Source organism: Variovorax sp. VRV01, from assembly GCF_014852545.1.
Classification (GTDB): Bacteria; Pseudomonadota; Gammaproteobacteria; order Burkholderiales; family Burkholderiaceae_C; genus Variovorax; species Variovorax beijingensis_A.
Window position 1 is genome coordinate 182,943 of the sequence record NZ_JACVBS010000005.1, and the last position, 21,774, is coordinate 204,716.

A 21,774-nucleotide genomic window follows, 5' to 3' on the forward strand; every position below is an offset into this window, starting at 1 on the left:
ACCGGAGCGGGCAGGCCGCACGCCGATGAGCCTCGGATCTGCGCGGCGGCTGCTCGAGCACTTCGCCAGATACCGTCTTGCCTCGTTCTGGGCGAACGGGGTGCTCGTGGTTTCCATCGCACTGCTGGTCGCCATGGCCGCCTTTTTCGGCACGACCGGCGCCGCGCAGCCCAACGCGGCGCTGCACCTGACGCAGGCCGACTGGCAGGTGGAAGACGCACCCGGCTTCCGCGCACTGCCGCTTGCCGTGGACAGCGAGGCCCTGCCTCCCGCCTGGCAGCCGGTCGAGTTGCCGCTGGCGCTGCCCATCGCCTTGCTGCGCCAGGCCGATGGCAGCGCGTCGACGGATGCAACCCGCATCACCTGGCTGCGGCTTTCCACGCGCAATCTGCCCCTCACGACGGCGCCGCTCGCGCTCTATGGCGCGCGCATCAAGACCGACGGCACCATTGCGGTGTATGCCAATGGACGGCTGGTCCACCGCGCGCAGGTGCAGGGCCCGCTGTGGAACAGCACGCGCACGCCGCTGTGGGTGCTGCTGGGCAAGACGATCGACGGCGCGCCGTTGAACGAGATCCTGGTGCGGATGGAGCACACGCGCGGCGCGCAGGTGGCGGTTTCGTCGCTGTGGCTCGGGCCCGCCGAAGCGCTGGAGCCCCGCTACCGCATGCGGCAGTGGCTGCAGCAGGAGCTGCCGGCCATGCTCAGCGCGGCCTTCATGGCCGTGGGCGTGTTCGCGCTGTTCGTGTGGTTCAGGCGCAGCCACGAGACCGGCTACCTGCTCTTCTTCAACCTCGCGACCACCTCCTTCCTGCGCAGCCTGCACTTCTATGTCGGCGTCCCGGTCGCCAACGACTGGTTCGCCTGGCTCACGGTCAACTCGCTGTTCTGGCTGGTGGCGGTGGTGCACTTCGCGCTGCGCCAGCTGCACGGCCGTCCGCTCCGTTGGTTCACCGGCGCGGTGGTGGCGTGGACGGTGCTGACCGGCGTGTTGACGCTGCCGGGCCTGGCGATCCTGAGGAACACGCCGCAGGTCACGCCGCTGATCTACCTGGGCGCGGCGCTGATGGGGGTCGCCGTGGCGCTGGTGGGCGGCATCAGCGCCTGGCGCCGCTCCGGCGAGGGGCGGCTGGTGGCCGTGGGCATCGGCTTGTGCGTGCTGCTGGGCGTGTCCGACTGGCTGCTGCAGAACAACTTCGTGAGTCCCGAGGGCTGGTACCTGGGCGCCTACACCAATGCCGTCACGTTCAGCGTGTTCGGGGTGCTGCTGTACCGGCGCTACGTCAATGCCATTGCCGAGGTCGAGCGGGTCAACGCCAGCCTGGCCCAGCGCCTTGCGGCGCGCGAAGCCGAGCTCGAGCTCAGCCACCGGCGGCTGCGCGAGGTCGAGAAGAAGCAGACCATCAGCGACGAGCGCCAGCGCCTCATGCAGGACATGCACGACGGGCTGGGCTCCTCGCTGATCAGCGCCATCCGCTCCGTGGAAGGCGGCAGCATGAGCGACGACAAGGTCTCGCAAATGCTCCAGAGCTGCCTGGACGACCTCAAGCTCACCATCGATTCGATGGAGCCGCTCGAGGACGACCTGCTGCTGCTGCTCGCCACGCTGCGCTACCGGCTCGGGCCGCGGCTCGAGAGTTCGGGCGTGGCTCTGCAATGGCAGGTGCAGGAGCTTCCGGCGCTGGACTGGCTCGACCCGACCAGCGCGCTGCACATCCTGCGCATCGTGCAGGAGAGCATTGCCAACGTGCTGCGCCATACCCGCGCCACCGAGATCCGGGTGGCCACCGAGCCAGAAGCGTCGGGCGTGCGGGTGAGCATCGAGGACAACGGGCAGGGCTTCGACGTCGAGAAGGCCCTGGCCGGCGCCGGCGGCCGCGGCATGCAGAACCAGCAGCGGCGGGCGCAGGCGGTCGGCGGCGAGGTGTCGTGGCGCTCGGGGCCCGGGGGCACGCTGTTCACGCTCTGGCTGCCGCTCCAGCGCGGCGGACGGGCGGCGTAGCAAGGCCGAGGCTCAATCGGCGTCGGCGTGGCCCGCGTATTGGGGCAGGTCGTCGGTGATCGTGAACCAGGGCGCCTTCGAGCCCACGAAGATGTGCGCGCGCGGGCGGATCGACGGCTCGTCGGCCAGCGTGCCCAGGGTCACATGCACGAACAGGCCTTCGCGCACCACCGAGTAGAGCAGCGAGCCGCAATGGCGACAGTGCACGTCACCCGCGTCTTCCTTGCCGAAGACCAGGAGTTCGTCCTGGCCTTGTGCAATGGCCAGCTTGTGCCGCTCGATGCCGGCGAAGGGCTTGAAGGCCGATCCGGTCGCGCGCCGGCAGTCGGCGCAGTGGCAGTTCAGCGCATAGGCGAACGCGTCGGCCACGGTGTAGCGCACCGCGCCGCAGAGGCACTGGCCGGCGAGCGTGCGGGGGGCCGCATTCTCGGGGCGGGTCACCGGACTCTCCATCGGATGAGAGGCAGCGGCTCAGCCCGCCAGGCCCACGAACACGTTCTGCACGTCGTCGTTCGCGTCGATGGCCGCGAGGAACACTTCGACCTCTTCGAGGTGCTCCGCGCTGAGGCTGGCCGGATCGACCGGGTTCCTGGGCTTGTAGCCCAGCTTGGCCGACAGCACGGTGAAGCCCTGGGCCGGCAGCGCGCGGCTCACGAGGTCGAGATCGGTCGGGTCGGTCAGGAACACCGTGGCGCTGCCTTCGCCGGCCGCCTCGAAGTCCTGCGCGCCCGCTTCGATGGCGGCCACTTCGGCATCGGCATCGGCACGCGAGGGCTCGGCCTCGATCATGCCCACGTGGTCGAAGTCCCACGACACCGAGCCCGAGGTGCCGAGCTGGCCCTTGCGGAACAGCACGCGCATTTCAGGCGCGGTGCGGTTCACGTTGTCGGTCAGGCATTCGACCATCACAGGCACCTGGTGCGGCGCAAAGCCTTCGTAGATCACATGCTCGAAATGCACCGCCTCGCCGGTGAGCCCCGCGCCTTTCTTGATGGCGCGGTCCAGCGTGTCCTTGGGCATCGAGACCTTGCGGGCCTGCTCCACCACCAGCCGCAGGCGCGCATTCGAGGCCGGATCGGCGCCGCTGCGCGCGGCCACCATGATTTCCTTGGCCAGTTTTCCGAACAGGCGGCCCTTGGCATTGGCCGCCAGATCCTTGTGTTTTGCTTTCCACTGTGCGCCCATGGCTGATGTTCCTTGTGTTGTGTGTGGCTGGATGGGCCGTTTGGGGCGACTACTTTAGCCGCAGCGCTGGAGGGCGGCAGTTTTTTCCAATCTGCGAAGGCCGGTGTCTCCATGGCCCCGGTCTTTCGCTTTGGCGATGCGATTGTTTCCTTTCCGTGAACGCCGTGGTTCTTTTTGCTAAGGGTTTTTACGTAGAAGACGGCGCACAATTCATCTCACAGACCGGCCCCCAAGCCGATCTGGGTGAACAGGGCCCCGAGCGAGGTGGCCGCCCCCCAGAAGAGGGACGGTGACCCACCCAAGACCGGTTCGAAATCATCCAAAGCCAAAACTGAACTGAATTGAAGGAAATCAAAATGACCGCCTCGAAGATCCTCTCCGCCGTTGCTGTTGCCCTCATGGCCGTTGCCGGTGCCGCCCATGCCGAAACCTACGAAGGCGTGCATCAGCTGACCTCGGCCGCCAGCCGTGCCGACGTCGCCGGCCAGGCCGTGGTTGCCGCGCACAGCGCCAACCCGTACGCCACCGGCGCCAATGCAGGCCCGGCCCAGGTGTTCGTTTCGTCGACCAGCCGCGATGCGGTCCGTGCCGAAGCCGTGGCTGCCGCCCGCAGCGCCGATCCGTACGCCGAAGGCGCCTCGTCGGGCGTGGCCCCGATCGTCGCCAGCACGGTGGACCGCGCCACGGTGCGCGCCGCAGCCCGCGCTGCTGCCCGCGGCGACGCACTGCCGCTGTAAAAACGGCCTCGGCGCTCGGCGAGCGCCAACCCTCCCAAAAGCCGGCCATGCGAAAGCATGGGCCGGCTTTTTGCCGTGCTGGCCGCCCCGGACGCGAAGGCGCGGCCCGGGCGTGGTTGATTTGCCACGCAGGCAAATGCTTTCGCCTTACAAAACGGCCGCCGCCTTCGCGGGCGGACATCGAGCTTTGGCCGCAGCCCGGTACGATGGTGCCCGCCGCGGCGGGGCTGGCCGGCGCGGCTTCGATGGCCTCCCATCCGCGAGATTCCCACAACGTGAGCTGCACCCTGGTTCTGAAAGACGCCGCCGGCCGCTTCGAAGCCGATGCCTTCGCGTGCCTGGCAGGTTGAGCCGAGCACGCATGGCCCTCACGCTCGACCCCGAAGACACGCGCGCACGCATTCACGGCCTGGCGTGGTGCGGCTTCCATCCCGACGGCGACATCGAATGGATGATCACCGACGAGTACCTCGATCCCGACGAGCTCACGGCCGAAGACCGCGCCTGGGTCAGGGCCGAGGCGGCGCGCGCCTGCGCCGCCAAGCGCGCCGCCGAGGCTTCGTGGCCCGCGCAGACCGAATACGACCGGCTCGAAGCGGTGTTCGCCCAGCTGCGCAGCGAGAAGATCATTGCGCTGCACCGCGCCGGCAACACGCTGGCCGACGGCCACGACGACGTGCGCGAGCAGTGGCGCGCCGCAGGCCGGCTCGCTTCGGGCATTCGCGGCTGCTGCTTCTATCACGCGCAGGATCTCGACACTGCGGTGCGCACCGGCCGCCTCTACCTGGCGTTCAGCGGCGGCATGATTCCCGAGATCGACCAGCGCGAGGCCAACACCGTCGCGGTCGGCCGGCGCATCGTCGAGCTGCTGCGCGCGGCCGGCTTCGGCGCCCAGTGGAGCGGCAACATCAACGAACGCATCGAGGCCGACCTGGGCCAGTGGCGCAAGCGAAGCCCGTAGCCGGGCCGCGGCCAGCCCTAGCAGAGCGGGCAATGGCTTGCACGAGCAGGGATCGCCGGATCGCGCCATCATCCGGTCCATGATTCCGTTCTCGATCCTCGACCTTTCCCCCATCACCGAAGGCAGCGACGCCGCGCAGTCGTTCCGCAACTCGCTTTCGCTCGCGCAGCACGGGGAGAAGCTGGGCTACACGCGCTACTGGCTCGCGGAGCACCACGGCATGCCGGGTATCGCGAGCGCGGCCACGGCGGTGCTGCTGGCCTACATCGGCGCCGGCACCTCGACCATCCGCATCGGCGCCGGCGGCGTGATGCTGCCCAACCATTCGCCGCTGGTGATCGCCGAGCAGTTCGGCACGCTGGAGTCGCTGTATCCGGGGCGCATCGACCTGGGCCTGGGCCGCGCGCCCGGCTCCGACCAGCGCACGGCGCGCGCGCTGCGCCGCAACCTCGAATCCGATGCCGACCAGTTCCCGCAGGACGTGGTCGAGCTCATGGACTTCATGTCGAAGGCGCCGCAGCAGCCCGTGCGCGCGGTGCCGGGCGCGGGGCTCGAGGTGCCGGTGTGGATCCTCGGGTCGAGCACCTTCGGCGCCCAGCTGGCTGCGCACCTCGGCTTGCCCTATGCCTTTGCCTCGCACTTCGCGCCGCAGCAGCTGATGCAGGCGATCCAGATCTACCGCGAGACCTTCAAGCCCTCGGCGCAGCTGCAGAAGCCTTATGTGATGCTGGGCTTCAACGTGTTCGTAGCCGACACCGACGAAGAGGCCGAATTCCGCGCCACCTCGTGGCAGCAGGCCTTCGTGAACCTGCGCAGCGGCCGGCCGGGGCGCCTGCCGCCGCCGGTCGAGGGCTACCGGCAGAAGGTCGGCCCGGCCGAGAACGCGCTGCTCGACTCGGTGCTGTCGTGTTCGGCCGTGGGCTCGCCCGCCCGGGTGCGCGAAGGCGTGCAGGCCTTCATCGAGCGCACGGGCGCCGACGAGCTGATGATCACCTCGCAGGTGTTCGACCACGCGGCGCGGCTGCGTTCCTACGAGCTGCTGGCCGGCCTGCGCCGCCAGGGCTGATTCCCCCACGCCGGCCGCCCGGGCGCCGGGGCTGGGACAATGGCGGGCTTATGGCAAAGCAACGAATCGTGGTGGGACTGAGCGGCGGGGTCGATTCCGCGGTCACGGCGCACCTGCTCAAGCAGCAGGGGCACGAGGTGGTCGGCATCTTCATGAAGAACTGGGAAGACGACGACGACAGCGAATACTGCTCGTCGAACATCGACTTCGTGGACGCCGCCAGCGTGGCCGACGTGCTGGGCATCGAGATCGAGCACGTCAACTTCGCGGCCGACTACAAGGACCGCGTGTTCGCCGAGTTCCTGCGCGAATACAAGGCCGGCCGCACGCCCAATCCCGACGTGCTGTGCAATGCCGAGATCAAGTTCAAGGCCTTCCTCGACCATGCGATGCGCCTGGGCGCCGAGAAGATCGCCACCGGCCACTACGCGCGTGTGCGGCTGAACGAGGCCACGGGCCGGCACGAACTGCTCAAGGGGCTCGATCCCTCCAAGGACCAGAGCTACTTCCTGCACCGGCTGAACCAGGCGCAGCTGTCGAAGACGCTGTTCCCCGTGGGCGAGCTGCACAAGACCGAGGTGCGCCGCATTGCCGAAGAGATCGGCCTGCCCAACGCGAAGAAGAAGGATTCGACCGGCATCTGCTTCATCGGCGAGCGGCCGTTCCGCGAATTCCTCAACCGCTACATCTCCAAGGAATCAGGCCCCATCAGGGACGACCGTGGCCGCAGGCTCGGCGAGCACCAGGGCCTGAGCTTCTACACGCTGGGCCAGCGGCAGGGGCTGGGCATCGGCGGCGTCAAGGAAAAGGGCGCGCAGCGCGGCTCGGGCGACCACTCGCCGTGGTTCGTGGCACGCAAGGACGTCGAGAAGAACACGCTCTGGGTGGTGCAGGGCCATGACCATCCCTGGCTGCTGTCCTCGGCGCTGGCGGCCGGCGATGCGAGTTGGATCTCGGGCGAGGCGCCCGCGCCGGGCCGCTACGGGTCGAAGGCGCGCTACCGCCAGGCCGATGCGGCCTGCGAGCTGGAAGCAGGCGGCGGCGACCCCGCGGCGAGCTTCAGCCTGCGCTTCGGCGAGCCGCAATGGGCCGTCACGCCGGGGCAGTCGGCCGTGCTCTACGACGGCGAGCGCTGCCTTGGCGGCGGGGTCATCGTCTGAGCGCCTGAGGCCGGCGCGCGGCAGCCTTCAGCGCACTGATTCGTGGACGTGGATCAGGTCGAGCGGATACCGCTTGCCGGCCAGATGGTCCTCGACGCACTGCAGCAGCAGCGGGCTGCGGTGGCGCGGCACGCTGGCGCGGATTTCGTCGGCGCTCATCCAGACCGTGCGCACGATGCCTTCGTCGAGGGCTCGGCCCGCTTCCTGCGCGCCGAGCGTACCGGCAAAGGCAAAGCGCAGGTAGGTCACGTCTTCCTTGCTGCCCGTGCGGTGGCTCGAGCGCGCCATGTAGATGCCGACCAGCGCGGTGGGCGTGAAGGCATGGGCGGTCTCTTCGAGGGTTTCGCGGGCACAGCCTTCGATCGGCGATTCGCCCGGATCGAGGTGCCCCGCCGGGGTATTGAGCCTGAGTCCCTGGGCGGTGTGTTCTTCCACCAGCAGGAAGCGGCCGTCCTGCTCGATCACGGCGGCCACGGTGACATTGGGTTTCCAGCGCGGGGTCGTCATGGTCTTGGGCTCTTGGTTCAACGCAGCACGTAGCCGCTGAAGCGCCAGATGCGGTCGCGATCGAGATGGAAGCTCACGAGTTCGCGCAGGGTGCCATCCGGCTTGTTGCTGAAACGGGTCTCATACTCGATGCTGACATACTGGCCGGCCGTTTCGGCATCAGGGTCGGCCACGGCCCGGCGGTTGACCGCCACCCAGGTGCGCTGCAGCGGCGCCCCCAGCGGCGAGCGGCTGCTGGAAACCTTGGCGGCGAACTCGGTGCGCGCGATGCGCTTGCGGGTGGCGGCCGTGGCGCCGTCCCAGAGCTCGCCGATCCTGCCCTGGTCGATCATCCGGATGGCCTGCATGCCGCCTTGCACCATCTCGCTGGCTTCCACATCCTGAGCGGCGGCCGTGCCGAAGGCGCCCCAGCACAGTACGGCGGCCAGCAGCAGCCTCGTGAGAACTTTCATCGGCTTCATTCCTTGGGGCGGCCCACGGCAAGGGCCCGAAGCCGTTTGGAGCCCGTATCGGGGCGGAGATTCCCGGGCGGGCCTCAGCGCGCGAGGCTGTCCGGGTGTGTGCTGGCGTCGACCACTTCGAGCCGGTAGCCCAGCCCGTAGATGGCCAGCAGCAGGAAGCCGCTCGAGGGCCCGAGGCCCAGCTTGGTCCGCAGGCGGGAAACGTGGGTGTCCAGCGACCGCGACAGCGCCGCCGTGCCGGCGCCCCACACCGCCTCGTGCAGATGCTCGCGCGACAGCAGCCGGCCGAGGTTCTGGAACAGGAACAGCGCGAGCGCGTATTCGCGGTTCTTCAGCTCGACGGTCGCGCCATTCACCTTGAGGACCCGCGCGGGCGGGTAGAAGTGATAAGGGCCGAACACCAGCTCCGTCTCGTGCTGCGCGGGATAGGACCGGCGCAGCAGCGCATTGACCCGGGCCTCGAGCTCGGTGGCGCGAACCGGCGCGATCATGAAATCGTCGGCGCCCGCATTGAGCCCTTCGACCACGGCGGCCTCGTCGCGCGTCGTGGTCACGAAAAGAATGGGCGCGCGGCTTCGCAGCTCGTTGCGGGCGGTCTTCACGAGCTCGATGCCGTGCACGTCCGGCGGGCTCCATTCGAGGATCAGAAGATCGAAGGTTTGCCGGCGCAGCGCCTGGAGCAAAGGGCGCCCTTCGGTGTACGAGTGACATTCGTGGCCGAGCCCCGACATCGCCTGGGCGATCAGCTGAAGCTGATCGGGCTCGTGATCAAGTACTGCAATACGCATTCCATCCCCTTCTTCCTGCCAAATTTGCCTCTGCGGGCTTTCGAGTGAAAGAAGTGTATCTATCTGCGTCTTCGGAAAAAAGCCTTGGTGCAACTTATGCACGAAATGAAGGTATCTTTCTTGGAGTTGATAGCAATTGCAAACAAATACGTGCCAATTGACGACAAGGGTTGCCGGCCGCCGCTGCCTGGCAGCCGGGCGCATCCGCGCGCGGGGAGCGCGGTGCTGGGGAAACAACCGATGTACGGGCGTGGCGGCTTCGAGGTCGCCAGCTTCGCTACCATTTATATAGCTACACATGCAATGACTACGGTCATCAAGCGGCGAACAGGCGGTGGATTTTGGCGACAGCGCGGCCGTAATCTTGCTGTAAGCTCTGGCCGCGTTCCCGTATTGCCCTTGCCCTGAGGAGATCTCTATGCTGATAGGCGTGCCTGCCGAGACAATGGCCGGCGAAACCCGCGTGGCCGTAACGCCCGAGACGGTGAAGAAACTGGCCGCTTCCGGGCACACCGTGCGCGTGCAGTCCGGGGCCGGCATTGCGGCCAGCGTCACCGATGCCGCCTACCAGGCCGCCGGTGCCGAGATCGTCAACATGAACGCCGCCTTCGCGGCCGACATGGTGCTCAAGGTGCGCACGCCCAGCGATGCCGAAACCGCGCTCATGAAGCCCGGCACCGTGGTCATCGGCATGCTCAACCCCTTCGACGCGGCCGGCCTGCAGCGCCTGGCCACGGCCGGCCTCACGGCCTTCGCGCTCGAAGCCGCGCCGCGCACCACCCGCGCCCAGAGCATGGACGTGCTCTCGTCGCAGGCCAACATCGCGGGCTACAAGGCCGTGATCATCGCGGCCGACAAGTACCAGCGCTTCTTCCCGATGCTCATGACCGCCGCCGGCACCGTGAAGGCCGCGCGCGTGGTCATCCTGGGCGTGGGCGTGGCCGGCCTGCAGGCCATTGCCACCGCCAAGCGCCTGGGCGCCGTGATCGAGGCCTCCGACGTGCGTCCGAGCGTGAAGGAGCAGATCGAATCGCTCGGCGGCAAGTTCATCGAGGTGTCCTACGACACCGACGAAGAGAAGGAAGCCGCGGTCGGCGTCGGCGGCTACGCCAGGCCCATGCCCGCGAGCTGGCTCGCGCGCCAGCAGGTCGAGGTGGCCAAGCGCGTGGCGCTGGCCGACATCGTCATCAGCACCGCGCTCATTCCAGGCCGCGCGGCGCCCACGCTCATCACCGAGGACATGGTCAAGGCCATGAAGCCCGGCTCGGTGATCGTCGACATCGCGGCGGGCAAGGGACCGGACGGCGTGGGCGGCAACTGCCCGCTGTCGGAAGCCGACAGGACGGTGGTCAAGCATGGCGTGACCATCGTCGGCGAAACCAACCTGCCGGCGCTGGTGGCGGCCGATGCGTCGGCGCTCTATGCGCGCAACGTGCTCGACTTCCTCAAGCTCATCGTCACCAAGGAGGGCGGCCTGAAGATCGACCTCGAGGACGACATCGTCGCCGCCTGCCGCGTTGCGCAGGACGGCCAGGTCACGAAGAAATAAGCGGTCACGCGAGGAGAAGAAATCATGGATCCCGTTTCCCATACCGTCATCAACCTCATCATCTTCGTGCTGGCCATCTACGTGGGCTATCACGTGGTGTGGACCGTCACGCCTGCGCTGCACACGCCGCTGATGGCCGTGACCAACGCGATCTCGGCCATCGTGGTCGTGGGCGCCATGCTGGCGGCCGCGCTCACCGAAACCCCGCTGGGCAAGACCATGGGCGTGCTCGCGGTGGCGCTCGCGGCGGTGAACATCTTCGGCGGCTTCCTGGTCACGCGGCGCATGCTCGAGATGTTCAAGAAGAAGGACAAGAAGGCCGCACCCAAGGCCGAAGCGGGAGCCTCGCAATGAGCATGAACGTCGTCACGCTGCTGTACCTGGTTGCCAGCGTCTGCTTCATCCAGGCCTTGAAGGGGCTGTCCCATCCCACCACCTCGATCCGCGGCAACATCTTCGGCATGGCCGGCATGGCCATCGCGGTGGTCACCACCGGTGCGCTGATCTACAAGATCGCCGGCGGCCAGCTGACGGGCCTGGCCTGGGTGCTGCTCGGGCTGGTGGCCGGTGGCGGCTACGGCGCCTACCGCGCCAAGACGGTCGAGATGACCAAGATGCCCGAGCTGGTGGCCTTCTTCCACAGCATGATCGGCCTGGCGGCGGTGTTCATCGCGGTCGCGGCCGTGGTCGAACCCGCGGCCATGCTCGAAGGCATCGCCAAGGGCGCGCCCATTCCCGCGGGCAACCGGCTCGAGCTGTTCCTGGGGGCGGCCATCGGCGCCATCACCTTCAGCGGCTCGGTGATCGCCTTCGGCAAGCTCTCGGGCACCTACAAGTTCCGGCTGTTCCAGGGCGCGCCGGTGCAGTTCGCTGGCCAGCACATGCTGAACCTCGTGCTCGGCCTGGCCATGATCGGGCTGGGTCTGGTGTTCATGTTCACAGAGAGCTGGCCGGCCTTCTTCGCGATGCTGGCGCTGGCCTTCGTGATGGGGGTGCTCATCATCATCCCGATCGGCGGGGCCGACATGCCGGTGGTGGTGTCGATGCTCAACAGCTACTCGGGCTGGGCGGCCGCGGGCATCGGTTTCAGCCTGAACAACGCGATGCTGATCGTGGCCGGCTCGCTGGTGGGATCTTCGGGTGCCATCCTGAGCTACATCATGTGCAAGGCCATGAACCGCTCGTTCTTCAACGTGATCCTGGGCGGCTTCGGCGGCGAGGCGGTCAGCGCGGCCGGCGGCGCCAAGGAGCAGCGCCCGGTCAAGAGCGGCAGCGCGGACGATGCGGCCTTCGTGCTGGGCAATGCCGAGACGGTGGTGATCGTGCCGGGCTACGGCCTGGCGGTGGCGCGCGCGCAGCATGCGGTGAAGGAACTTGCCGAGAAGCTCACGCACAAGGGCATCACCGTCAAGTACGCGATCCACCCGGTGGCCGGGCGCATGCCGGGCCACATGAACGTGCTCCTGGCCGAGGCCGAGGTGCCCTACGACCAGGTGTTCGAGATGGAAGACATCAACGGCGAGTTCGGCCAGGCCGACGTGGCGATCATCCTGGGCGCCAACGACGTGGTGAATCCGGCGGCGCTGCAGAAGGGCAGCCCGATCTACGGCATGCCCATCCTGGAGGCCTACAAGGCCAAGACGGTGATCGTGAACAAGCGCTCCATGGCGGCGGGCTATGCGGGCCTGGACAATGAGCTCTTCTACATGGACAAGACCATGATGGTCTTTGGGGATGCGAAGAAAGTAGTGGAAGATATGGGCAAGGCCATCGAATAGGCCCAAGGTCCGCGCCCGCGCAGTGCGGGCAGATCATCACCGCGGCGCCACTTGTGCGCCGCTGTCGTTTCAAAACACGCGATTCCGAGGAGACACACCCATGACCGACCGCCCCTGGCTCAGCAGCTATCCGCAAGGCGTGCCCGCCGACATCGACGCTTCGCAGTATTCCTCGCTGGTCGGTCTCATGGAGGAGAGCTTTGCCAAGTACGCCGACCGCACGGCTTACAGCTTCATGGGCAAGGACGTGAGCTATGCGGAGACCGACAAGCTCAGCAAGGCCTTCGGCGCCTACCTGCAGGGGCTCGGCCTCGCCAAGGGAGACCGCGTCGCGGTCATGATGCCCAACTGCCCGCAGTACCCGATTGCGGTCGCGGCCATCCTGCGCGCCGGCCTGATCCTGGTGAACGTGAATCCGCTGTACACGCCGCGCGAGCTCGAGCACCAGCTCAAGGACTCGGGCGCCAAGGCGATCGTCATCATGGAGAACTTCGGCACCACGCTGCAGCAGTGCATCGCGGCCACGCCCATCAAGCACATCGTGCTCGCCGCCATGGGCGACCGGCTCGGCTTCCTCAAGGGCGCGCTCGTCAACTACGTCGTGCGCAACGTGAAGAAGCTGGTGCCGCACTACAGCCTGCCGGGCGCGGTGCGCTTCAACGATGCGCTCGACCAGGGCGCGAGCCGCACGCTGAAGGCGCCGGCCATCGGCCCCGACGACGTGGCCGTGCTGCAGTACACCGGCGGCACCACTGGCGTCTCCAAGGGCGCGGTGCTGCTGCACCGCAACGTCATTGCGAACGTGCTGCAGTCCGAAGCCTGGAACGAACCCGTGATGGCGCAGGTGCCGATGGGCGAGCAGCCCACGAGCGTCTGCGCGCTGCCGCTCTATCACATCTTCGCCTTCACCGTGGGCATGATGCTGAACATGCGCACGGGCGGCAAGCTGATCCTGATTCCGAATCCGCGCGACCTCGCGGGCGTGCTCAAGGAACTCTCCAAGCACACGATCCACAGCTTTCCCGCGGTCAACACGCTGTTCAACGGGCTGGCCAACCACCCCGACTTCAACACCGTCAACTGGAAGAACCTCAAGGTCTCGGTGGGCGGCGGCATGGCCGTGCAGGCGGCTGTTGCGAAGCTCTGGCTCGAGAAGACCGGCTGCCCGATCTGCGAGGGCTACGGCCTGTCCGAGACCTCACCCTCGGCCACCTGCAACCCGACCAACAGCAAGGCCTACACCGGCACCATCGGCCTGCCGCTGCCGAGCACCTGGCTCAAGCTGCTCGACGACGAGGGCCGCGAAGTGGCGCCGGGCCAGCCCGGCGAGATCGCGATCAAGGGCCCGCAGGTGATGGCCGGCTACTGGCAGCGCCCCGACGAGACCGCCAAGGTCATGACGCCCGACGGCTACTTCAAGAGCGGCGACATCGGCGTGGTCGACGAGCGCGGCTACTTCAAGGTGGTCGACCGCAAGAAGGACATGATCCTGGTGTCGGGCTTCAACGTGTACCCCAACGAGATCGAGGACGTGGTGGCGCAGATTCCGGGCGTGCTCGAATGCGCGGCGGTCGGCGTGGCCGACGAGAAGACCGGCGAGGCCGTCAAGCTGGTGATCGTCAAGAAGGACGAGTCGCTGACCGAAGCGCAGGTGCGCGAATACTGCAGAGCAAACCTTACGGGTTACAAGCAGCCGCGAATCGTGGAGTTTCGTACCGAGTTGCCGAAGACGCCGGTCGGAAAGATCCTGCGGCGCGAACTGCGCGACGTCAAGAAGTAAGGGTTCGGCCCGGGTAGGGCCACGGCATCGATCTTGCATATTGCGGGTCGATGCTTCGCTTCCTCCTCACGCGCGTGAGCCTGCTGGTGCCGACCTTCATCGGCATGACGCTGCTTGCCTTTTTCCTGATCCGGCTGGTGCCGGGCGATCCCATCGAAACCATGGCCGGCGAGCGCGGCATCGACCCCGAGCGCCACGCCCAGCTGCGCGCGGCCTATGGCTTCGACAAGCCGGTGATCGTGCAGTACGGCATCTACATCGGCCGCGTGCTGCATGGCGATCTCGGCAAGTCGCTCATCACGCAGGAGTCGGTGGCCAGCGAATTCCTCGCGCTGTTCCCCGCGACGGTCGAGCTTGCCGCGTGCGCGATCGTCTTTGCGCTGCTGCTGGGGCTTCCGGCGGGCATCCTGGCGGCGGTGCGGCGCAATTCCATCTTCGACCACGGCGTGATGGCCACCTCGCTCACCGGCTATTCGATGCCGATCTTCTGGTGGGGGCTGCTGCTGATCCTGTTCTTCTCGGTGCAATTGGGCTGGACGCCCGTGTCGGGCCGCATCTCGGTGCAGTACTTTGTCGAGCCCGAGACCGGCTTCCTGCTGATCGATGCATTGCGCGCCGGCGAGCCCGATGCCTTCTGGTCGGCACTGCATCACCTGATCCTGCCGGCCATCGTGCTCGGCACCGTGCCGCTGGCTGTCATTGCGCGCATGACGCGCTCGGCCATGCTCGAAGTGCTGGGCGAAGACTACATTCGCACCGCGCGCGCCAAGGGTCTCTCGCGCTTTCGCGTGGTCGGTCTGCATGCGCTGCGCAATGCGCTGATCCCGGTGGTCACGGTGATCGGCCTGCAGGTGGGTGTGCTCTTCACGGGCGCGATCCTCACCGAGACCATCTTCTCGTGGCCCGGCGTGGGCAAATGGCTCATCGAGGCCATCGGCCGGCGCGACTATCCGGTGCTGCAGGGCGGCATGCTGCTGCTGGGCGGCATCGTGATGCTGGTCAACCTGCTGGTCGACGTGACCTATGGCGTCATCAATCCGCGCATCCGGCACTGATTGATTCCATGGCAACGACGACAACACACGCAGTTTCGGGCAGCGCAGCGCCACCCGGTCCCTGGCGCGAGTTCTGGACCGCCTTCTCGGCCAACCGCGGCGCGGTGGCCGGCCTTGCCACCGTCGCGCTGCTGCTGCTGGTCGCGCTGTTCGCGCCCTGGATCGCGCCGCATGCGCCCAACCAGACCAACAGCGCCGTCTTCCTGCTGCCACCGGCCTGGCAGCAGGGCGGCTCCGCGAGCTATCTGCTGGGAACCGACGCCATCGGGCGCGACATCCTTTCGCGCCTCATGTACGGGGCGCGGCTGTCGCTGTCCATCGGCGTTGCGGTGGTGGCGCTGTCGGTGCTTGTCGGCGTGGTGCTCGGCCTGGTCGCGGGTTTCTTCCGCGGCGTGCTGGAGATCGCGATCATGCGGCTGATGGACATCGTGCTCACGATGCCGAGCCTGCTGATGGCCATCGTGATCGTCGCGATCCTCGGGCCGGGGCTGGTCAATGCCATGGTCGCGGTGGCCATCGTCGTGCTGCCGCACTACGTGCGCATCACGCGCGCCGCGGTCATTGCCGAGATCTCGCGCGACTACGTGACCGCCGCGCGCGTGAGCGGCGCCGGCACGCTGCGCCTGATGTTCCGCGAAGTGCTGCCCAACTGCGCGGCGCCGCTGATCGTGCAGGCCTCGCTCGGCATCTCCACCGCCATCCTCGATGCGGCGGCGCTGGGTTTCATCGGCCTCGGCGCGCAGCCGCCGTCGCCCGAATGGGGAACGATGCTGGCCGATGCGCGCGAGTTCGTGCTGCGCGCCTGGTGGGTCGTGACCTTTCCGGGCCTCGCGATCCTCGCGGCTGTGCTGGCCTTCAACCTGCTCGGCGACGGCCTGCGCGATGCGCTCGACCCCAAATTGAAACGATGAACAGTATTGACCGTCTCATTCCAGAGATACCGCGGAACCGGCTTTGCCGGGCCGCAGGTATCGCCCCCTGCAAGGGGGTTGGCGTAGCGACACGAAGTGCGCGAAGACTGGGGGTGAGATGAGTCTTCTGGACATCAAGGACCTGCACGTCGAGTTTCCGACGCAAGGCGGCGTGCTGCACGCGGTCGACGGCGTGAGCCTCACGCTGGAGGAGGGCGAGGTGCTCGGCATCGTCGGCGAGTCGGGTTCGGGCAAGAGCGTCACGATGATGGCGCTGATGGGCCTCGTGGGCTTTCCGGGCCGCGTGCGCGCGCAGCACATGCGCTTCGCGGGCAAGGAGCTGCTCGGCATCTCCGACAAGGCCCGCCGCGCGCTGGTCGGCAAGGAGGTCGCGATGATCTTCCAGGAGCCGACCACCAGCCTCAACCCCTGCTTCACCATCGGCTTCCAGCTGATGGAGACGCTGCGGCTGCACCTGCATCTGGACCGGCGCACGGCGAAGAAGCGCGCGACCGAACTGCTCGAGCAGGTCGGCATACCCGCCGCATCGTCGCGCCTGGGCAGCTATCCGCACCAGCTCTCGGGCGGCATGAACCAGCGCGTGATGATCGCGATGGCCATTGCCTGCAACCCGCGCCTGTTGATCGCCGACGAGCCGACCACCGCGCTCGATGTGACGATCCAGGCCCAGATCCTTGACCTGCTGCGCGAACTGCAGAAAGAGCGCGGCATGGCGCTGGTGCTCATCACGCACAACATGGGTGTGGTCAGCGAAATGGCGCAGCGCATCGCCGTGATGTATGCGGGCCAGGTGATGGAGCAGCAGCGCGTTGACCGGCTCTTCGCGGACCCGCAGCATCCCTACACCGAGGCCCTGCTGGCCGCGCTGCCCGAGCGCGCCGCGCCCGAGGGGCGGCTGGCCACCATCGCGGGCGTGGTGCCGGGCGTGCACGACCGGCCGGCCGGCTGCCTGTTCGCGCCGCGCTGCAGTTATGTGACCACGAAGGCCTGCAACGTGCGGCCGGCGCTGCGCGCGGTCGCCTCGCCGCCGGGTGCCGAGGTGCGCTGCCATTTCCCGCTCGGCGAGCCCGGGCGGATGGCGGCTATCGAGGCCGACCGGCCGCGGCCGCAGGCCCTGGAGGCGCTGCCATGAGTGGCGATCCCGTCGGCGATGTCGTCGTGGAGGCGCACAACCTGCAGCGCACCTATGCCGTGCGGCGCGGCATGTTCCGCGCGCCTGCGCAGTTGCGCGCGGTGGGCGACATTTCGTTTCGCATCGAGCGCGGCCGCACGCTCGCGGTGGTCGGCGAATCGGGCTGCGGCAAGTCCACGCTCGCGCGCATGGTCGCGCTGATCGAGAAGCCCACGGCCGGGCAGCTCACGCTGGTCGGCCACGATGCGGTGGAGCCGCCGCCCGCGTACCGGCGCGAGCTGCGCCAGGCCGTGCAGCTGGTGTTCCAGAACCCCTATGGTTCGCTCAATCCGCGCAAGAAGATCAGCGCCGTGCTCGAGGATCCGCTCGCCATCAACACCACGCTCGGCAAGCCCGAGCGGGCCGTCAAGGCGCGCGAGATGCTGGCGCGCGTGGGCCTGCGGCCCGAGCATGCGAACCGCTATCCGCACATGTTCTCCGGCGGCCAGCGCCAGCGCATTGCCATTGCGCGCGCGCTCATGCTGGAGCCGCGCCTGCTGGTGGCAGACGAGCCAGTGTCGGCGCTCGACGTGTCGATCCAGGCGCAGGTGCTGAACCTGCTGGCCGACCTGCAGGCCGAACTCGGCCTGGCCTATCTCTTCATCTCGCACGACCTGGGCGTGGTGCGGCACATCGCGCACGACGTGCTCGTGATGTACCTCGGCCATGCGGTGGAGCAGGGGCCCAAGGCACGCATCTTCGCGCGGCCGCTGCATCCCTACACGCAGGCGCTGCTGGCGTCCACGCCCGGGCTCAGCAGCCAGCGCATCGTGCTCAAGGGCGAGCTGCCGTCGCCGCTCGATCCGCCCGCGGGCTGCGTCTTCAACACGCGCTGCCCGCATGCGACGCAGCGCTGCCGCGAGGAGCGGCCGCTGCTGCGCGCGCTCGACGAGCGGCTGGTGGCCTGCCACTACGCAGAGAAATTCCTCGATGGCACGCCGCCGGTCAGCGCCGATGTGCCCTTGTCCCCGCCGTTCGCCGCGCCCCTGGCGGCGAACCCCTAGTTCACTTCAACCGTGCCCAAGGAGTTGCCATGAAGAAGACCACTCAGCCTCTCGTTTCGCGCCGCTCGCCCAGGCTTGTTGCGCTGCTCGCGCCAACGGCACTCGCCGTGCTCGCACTGGCCGCGGGCGCCGTGTCTGCCAAGACGCTGGTCTATTGCTCGGAGGGCAGTCCCGAGAACTTCTATCCGGGCGTGAACACCACCGGCACCTCGTTCGACGTGACCACGCAGGTCTACAACACCATTGTCGAGTTCGAGCGCGGCGGCACCAAGGTCGTGCCGGGCCTCGCGGAAAAATGGGACATCTCGGCCGACGGCACGGTCTACACCTTCCACCTGCGCAAGGGCGTGAAGTGGCACAGCACCAGCAAGAGCTTCAAGCCCACGCGCGACTTCAATGCCGACGACTTCATCTTCATGCTCGAGCGCCAATGGAAGGAAAGCGATCCCTTCTTCAAGGTCACGAGCCAGAACCACTCCTACTTCAACGACATGGGCATGCCCAAGCTGCTGAAGTCGGTGGACCGCATCGACGACCTGACCGTGAAGATCACCCTCAACCAGGCCGAGGCGCCGTTCCTTGCCAACCTTGCCATGCAGTATGCGGGCATCCAGTCGAAGGAATATGCCATTGCGATGCTGAAGGCCGGCACGCCCGAGAAGGTCGACCAGGACCCGATCGGCACCGGCCCGTTCTACCTCGTGCAATACCAGAAGGACGCAGTCATCCGCTTCAAGGCCTTCCCGCAGTACTGGGCCGGCAAGGCGAAGATCGACGACCTGGTGTTCGCGATCACGCCCGACGCCTCGGTGCGCTGGGCCAAGCTGCAGAAGGGCGAATGCCACGTCATGCCGTATCCGAACCCGGCCGATCTCGACGCGATCCGCAAGGACCCGAACGTGCAGGTGCTCGAGCAGCCCGGACTCAACGTCGGCTACCTTTCGTACAACACCACCAAGAAGCCCTTCGACGACGTGCGCGTGCGCAAGGCCCTCAACATGGCGATCAACAAGAAGGCGATCATCGACGGCGTGTACCTGTCGACCGGCGTGGCCGCGAAGAACCCGATCCCGCCGACCATGTGGTCCTACAACGACTCGGTCAAGGACGATCCCTACGACCCCGAAGCCGCGAAGAAGCTGCTGGCGCAGGCCGGATTCCCCGATGGCTTCGCTACCGACCTGTGGGCCATGCCGGTGCAGCGGCCCTACAACCCGAACGCCAAGCGCATTGCCGAGCTGATGCAGGCCGACCTTGCCAAGATCAACGTCAAGGCCGAGATCAAGAGCTTCGAGTGGGGCGAATACCGCAAACGCCTGCAGGCCGGCGAGCACCAGATGGGCATGCTGGGCTGGACCGGCGACAACGGCGACCCCGACAACTTCCTCTACACGCTGCTGGGCTGCGCCTCGGCCAAGTCGGCCAGCGGCAGCAACATCTCGAAGTTCTGCTACCAGCCCTACGAAGACCTCGTGCTGAAGGCCAAGAGCGCGACCAAGCAGGCCGACCGCGATGCGCTCTACAAGAAGGCGCAGCTCATCTTCAAGGAGCAGGCGCCGTGGTTCACCATCGCGCATGCGGTGCAGCTGAAGCCGGTGCGCAAGGAGGTGGTCGACTTCAAATTGAGTCCCTTCGGCCGCCACACTTTCTACGGCGTGGATATTAAGTAAACCCCCAGGCTTCGCGCACTTCGTGTCGCTACTCCCACCCCCTTGCAGGGGGCAACACCAGCGGTCCGGCAAAGCCGGTTCCGCGGTGTTCCTGGAAAGAGAATGATGAGTTCCTCGGTACATGCGCCCGTTGCCGTCGTCGCTGCAATGCACGAGGAGCTGAGCGCGCTCCTCGCGCAGATGCCCGACGAGCAGCGCGTGCGCGCCGCGGGACGCGACTTCTGGGTCGGCCACCTGCACGGCCAGCCGGTGGTGGCCGTGCTGTCGCGCATCGGCAAGGTCGCGGCGGCGGTGACGGCCACGGTGCTGCTCGAGCGCTTCGGCGTGCGCGCGATCGTGTTCACGGGCGTCGCGGGCGGGCTCGCGCCGGGCGTGGAAGTCGGCGATGTGGTGGTCGCGACGCAGCTGCTGCAGCACGACCTCGATGCCTCGCCGATCTTTCCGAAGTACGAGGTGCCGCTGATGGGCCTTTCGCGCTTTGCGGCCGATGCCGCAGTCAGCGATGCGCTGGCGGCCGCGGCCGAAGCCGCGCTGCGCGATCCGGTGGCGCTGGTGGGGCAGGCGGCCGTCGATGAATTCGGCCTCCGGTCTCCGAAGGTGCATCGAGGCTTGCTGGTGAGCGGCGACCGCTTCGTCTCGACCGCGGCCGAAAGCGATGCCTTGCGGCGCAGCCTCCCCGATGCGCTCGCAGTCGAGATGGAAGGCGCGGCGGTGGCGCAGGCATGCCACGACTACGGCGTGCCGTTTGCGGCCGTGCGGACCATCTCGGACCGGGCCGACGACGCCGCGCATGGCGACTTCGCGCGCTTCGTCGCCGAGGTGGCGAGCCGCTACAGCCTCGCGCTGGCGAGCGCGTGGCTGGCCACGCTGCCTTCTTGCCGCGAAACGCCCGCGGCTACTTGAGCCAGCCGCGCCGGCGGAAGTACCACATCGGCACCAGCGCGCTCGCCGCCATCAGCGCCAGCGCATACGGATAGCCCAGCGACCAGTCGAGTTCGGGCATGAGCTTGAAGTTCATGCCGTAGATGCTCGCGATCAGCGTGGGCGGCAGCAGCGCCACGCTGGCCACCGAGAAGATCTTGATGGTCTTGTTCTGGTTGATGTTGATGAAACCGACGGTCGCATCCATCAGGAAGTTGATCTTGTCGAACAGGAAGGCCGTGTGGTTGTCCAGCGATTCGATGTCGCGCAGGATCTGCCGCGCCTCCTCGAACTGCTCGGCGTTGAGCATGCGGCTGCGCATCATGAAGCTGACCGCGCGGCGCGTGTCCATCACGTTGCGGCGGATGCGGCCGTTCAGGTCTTCCTGGCGCGCGATGGCGCCCAGCACCTCGCCCGCCAGCTCGTCGCTCACGTTGCCCTCGAGCACCTTCTTGCCTGCGATCTCGAGCTCGTCGTAGATGTTCTCCAGCGTGTCGGCCGAGTATTCGGCGTCGGCATCGAACAGTTTGAGCAGCACTTCCTTCGCGTCTTCGATGAGGCCCGGTGCGCGGCGCGCACGCATGCGCAGCAGCCGGAACACGGGCACGTCCTCGTCGTGGATCGAGAACAGCACGCCGCGGCTGCGAAGCTCGGTGTTGTGCTGGTTCAGGATGAAGGCCACGCGCACCGAGCGCGGGTCTTCGTCGTCGTCGATCAGGAAGTCGGAGCGGATGTGCAGCTCGCCGTTGTCTTCTTCATAGAAGCGGGCCGATTCCTCGATGTCCTCGTCCATCGCGTCTTCGGGAATCGAGAGGCCGTAGTACTGCTTGATCCAGCGCTTTTCCTCGAGCGTAGGCGATTCGAGGTCGACCCAGATCGGCTGAAACTTGGAAAGCTCCTCGAGCGCCTCGATCTCTTCCTGGACAAGGCGGCCGTTGGCGAGCGTAAAGATATTGAGCATGGGCTCACTCCCGTGAAATGGCTGAGGCGATGGGGCGAGGGGAGGGGTGCTTTCAATCCCCGGGCCCTGATGTCAGCGATCGAGGC

21 protein-coding genes are annotated in these 21,774 nt (G+C 67.3%); 15 read left to right on the plus strand and 6 right to left on the minus strand.

Features of this window, described 5'->3' with window-relative positions; genetic code table 11:
• Positions 1 to 25 precede the first annotated feature (25 nt).
• Positions 26 to 2,002: a sensor histidine kinase gene (locus tag IB278_RS11195; protein WP_225612848.1), complete on the plus strand. Its 1,977-nt coding sequence runs from the start codon at positions 26 to 28 to the stop codon at positions 2,000 to 2,002.
• 12 nt (positions 2,003 to 2,014) lie between these two features.
• Here the strand turns inward: IB278_RS11195 and IB278_RS11200 are convergent, their stop codons facing one another.
• Together IB278_RS11200 and IB278_RS11205 are read right to left on the minus strand one after the other, a co-directional pair.
• Positions 2,015 to 2,455 (minus strand): GFA family protein, encoded by a 441-nt coding sequence (locus IB278_RS11200; RefSeq protein ID WP_192323458.1) that lies wholly within the window; start codon positions 2,453 to 2,455, stop codon positions 2,015 to 2,017.
• Positions 2,456 to 2,473: 18 nt separating this feature from the next.
• Entirely contained in the window at positions 2,474 to 3,187 is a 714-nt protein-coding gene (locus tag IB278_RS11205; RefSeq protein WP_145742681.1) for a YebC/PmpR family DNA-binding transcriptional regulator, read from the minus strand.
• Between the two features lie 356 nt (positions 3,188 to 3,543).
• Here IB278_RS11205 and IB278_RS11210 point away from each other — a divergent pair, with 356 nt between their 5' ends.
• From IB278_RS11210 to mnmA, 4 genes are all read left to right on the plus strand, one after another.
• Positions 3,544 to 3,924, plus strand: coding sequence for a helicase SNF2 (locus IB278_RS11210; protein ID WP_145742679.1), 381 nt, complete (start codon positions 3,544 to 3,546; stop codon positions 3,922 to 3,924).
• A gap of 361 nt (positions 3,925 to 4,285) precedes the next feature.
• Positions 4,286 to 4,885 (plus strand): DUF6891 domain-containing protein, encoded by a 600-nt coding sequence (locus tag IB278_RS11215; RefSeq protein ID WP_145742677.1) that lies wholly within the window; start codon positions 4,286 to 4,288, stop codon positions 4,883 to 4,885.
• A 79-nt stretch (positions 4,886 to 4,964) separates the two neighbouring features.
• Entirely contained in the window at positions 4,965 to 5,951 is a 987-nt protein-coding gene (locus IB278_RS11220; protein WP_145742675.1) for an LLM class flavin-dependent oxidoreductase, read from the plus strand.
• 50 nt (positions 5,952 to 6,001) lie between these two features.
• Positions 6,002 to 7,111: a tRNA 2-thiouridine(34) synthase MnmA gene (mnmA, locus tag IB278_RS11225; RefSeq protein ID WP_145742674.1), complete on the plus strand. Its 1,110-nt coding sequence runs from the start codon at positions 6,002 to 6,004 to the stop codon at positions 7,109 to 7,111.
• A 27-nt stretch (positions 7,112 to 7,138) separates the two neighbouring features.
• On the opposite strand, the gene IB278_RS11230 is transcribed toward mnmA, so the two are convergent.
• The 3 genes from IB278_RS11230 to IB278_RS11240 all read right to left on the minus strand — a co-directional run bounded on the left by IB278_RS11230 (position 7,139) and on the right by IB278_RS11240 (position 8,867).
• A complete protein-coding gene (locus tag IB278_RS11230) occupies positions 7,139 to 7,618 on the minus strand; it encodes an NUDIX hydrolase (RefSeq protein WP_145742672.1) in 480 nt (159 codons plus the stop codon).
• Between the two features lie 17 nt (positions 7,619 to 7,635).
• Positions 7,636 to 8,070, minus strand: a complete 435-nt coding sequence (locus IB278_RS11235; protein WP_145742670.1) for a DUF4019 domain-containing protein — start codon at positions 8,068 to 8,070, stop codon at positions 7,636 to 7,638.
• A gap of 83 nt (positions 8,071 to 8,153) precedes the next feature.
• Positions 8,154 to 8,867 carry a response regulator transcription factor gene (locus IB278_RS11240; protein ID WP_192323459.1) on the minus strand — a complete coding sequence of 238 codons (714 nt, stop codon included), beginning with the start codon at positions 8,865 to 8,867 and terminating at the stop codon, positions 8,154 to 8,156.
• 418 nt (positions 8,868 to 9,285) lie between these two features.
• Between IB278_RS11240 and IB278_RS11245 the strand changes: the two genes are divergently transcribed.
• From IB278_RS11245 to IB278_RS11290, 10 genes are all read left to right on the plus strand, one after another.
• Positions 9,286 to 10,416, plus strand: coding sequence for a Re/Si-specific NAD(P)(+) transhydrogenase subunit alpha (locus tag IB278_RS11245; protein ID WP_192323460.1), 1,131 nt, complete (start codon positions 9,286 to 9,288; stop codon positions 10,414 to 10,416).
• A gap of 24 nt (positions 10,417 to 10,440) precedes the next feature.
• Complete coding sequence (locus tag IB278_RS11250; RefSeq protein WP_145742664.1) at positions 10,441 to 10,770, plus strand: NAD(P) transhydrogenase subunit alpha; 330 nt, start codon at positions 10,441 to 10,443, stop codon at positions 10,768 to 10,770.
• Positions 10,767 to 12,194 carry an NAD(P)(+) transhydrogenase (Re/Si-specific) subunit beta gene (locus IB278_RS11255; RefSeq protein ID WP_145742662.1) on the plus strand — a complete coding sequence of 476 codons (1,428 nt, stop codon included), beginning with the start codon at positions 10,767 to 10,769 and terminating at the stop codon, positions 12,192 to 12,194. The genes IB278_RS11250 and IB278_RS11255 overlap by 4 nt, the downstream gene beginning before the upstream one ends.
• A gap of 100 nt (positions 12,195 to 12,294) precedes the next feature.
• Complete coding sequence (locus IB278_RS11260; protein WP_145742660.1) at positions 12,295 to 13,974, plus strand: long-chain-fatty-acid--CoA ligase; 1,680 nt, start codon at positions 12,295 to 12,297, stop codon at positions 13,972 to 13,974.
• A gap of 50 nt (positions 13,975 to 14,024) precedes the next feature.
• Entirely contained in the window at positions 14,025 to 15,029 is a 1,005-nt protein-coding gene (locus IB278_RS11265) for an ABC transporter permease subunit (protein ID WP_192323461.1), read from the plus strand.
• 8 nt (positions 15,030 to 15,037) lie between these two features.
• Complete coding sequence (locus IB278_RS11270) at positions 15,038 to 15,940, plus strand: ABC transporter permease subunit (protein ID WP_145742656.1); 903 nt, start codon at positions 15,038 to 15,040, stop codon at positions 15,938 to 15,940.
• 118 nt (positions 15,941 to 16,058) lie between these two features.
• Entirely contained in the window at positions 16,059 to 17,093 is a 1,035-nt protein-coding gene (locus tag IB278_RS11275; RefSeq protein WP_192323462.1) for an ABC transporter ATP-binding protein, read from the plus strand.
• Positions 17,090 to 18,136, plus strand: a complete 1,047-nt coding sequence (locus IB278_RS11280) for a peptide ABC transporter ATP-binding protein (protein WP_192323463.1) — start codon at positions 17,090 to 17,092, stop codon at positions 18,134 to 18,136. The genes IB278_RS11275 and IB278_RS11280 overlap by 4 nt, the downstream gene beginning before the upstream one ends.
• A gap of 29 nt (positions 18,137 to 18,165) precedes the next feature.
• Entirely contained in the window at positions 18,166 to 19,806 is a 1,641-nt protein-coding gene (locus IB278_RS11285; RefSeq protein ID WP_192323464.1) for an ABC transporter substrate-binding protein, read from the plus strand.
• 102 nt (positions 19,807 to 19,908) lie between these two features.
• Positions 19,909 to 20,709 (plus strand): 5'-methylthioadenosine/adenosylhomocysteine nucleosidase, encoded by an 801-nt coding sequence (locus tag IB278_RS11290; protein WP_374710107.1) that lies wholly within the window; start codon positions 19,909 to 19,911, stop codon positions 20,707 to 20,709.
• On the opposite strand, the gene corA is transcribed toward IB278_RS11290, so the two are convergent.
• Entirely contained in the window at positions 20,702 to 21,688 is a 987-nt protein-coding gene (gene corA, locus IB278_RS11295; RefSeq protein WP_012745564.1) for a magnesium/cobalt transporter CorA, read from the minus strand. The genes IB278_RS11290 and corA overlap by 8 nt on opposite strands.
• Positions 21,689 to 21,774: the final 86 nt, after the last annotated feature.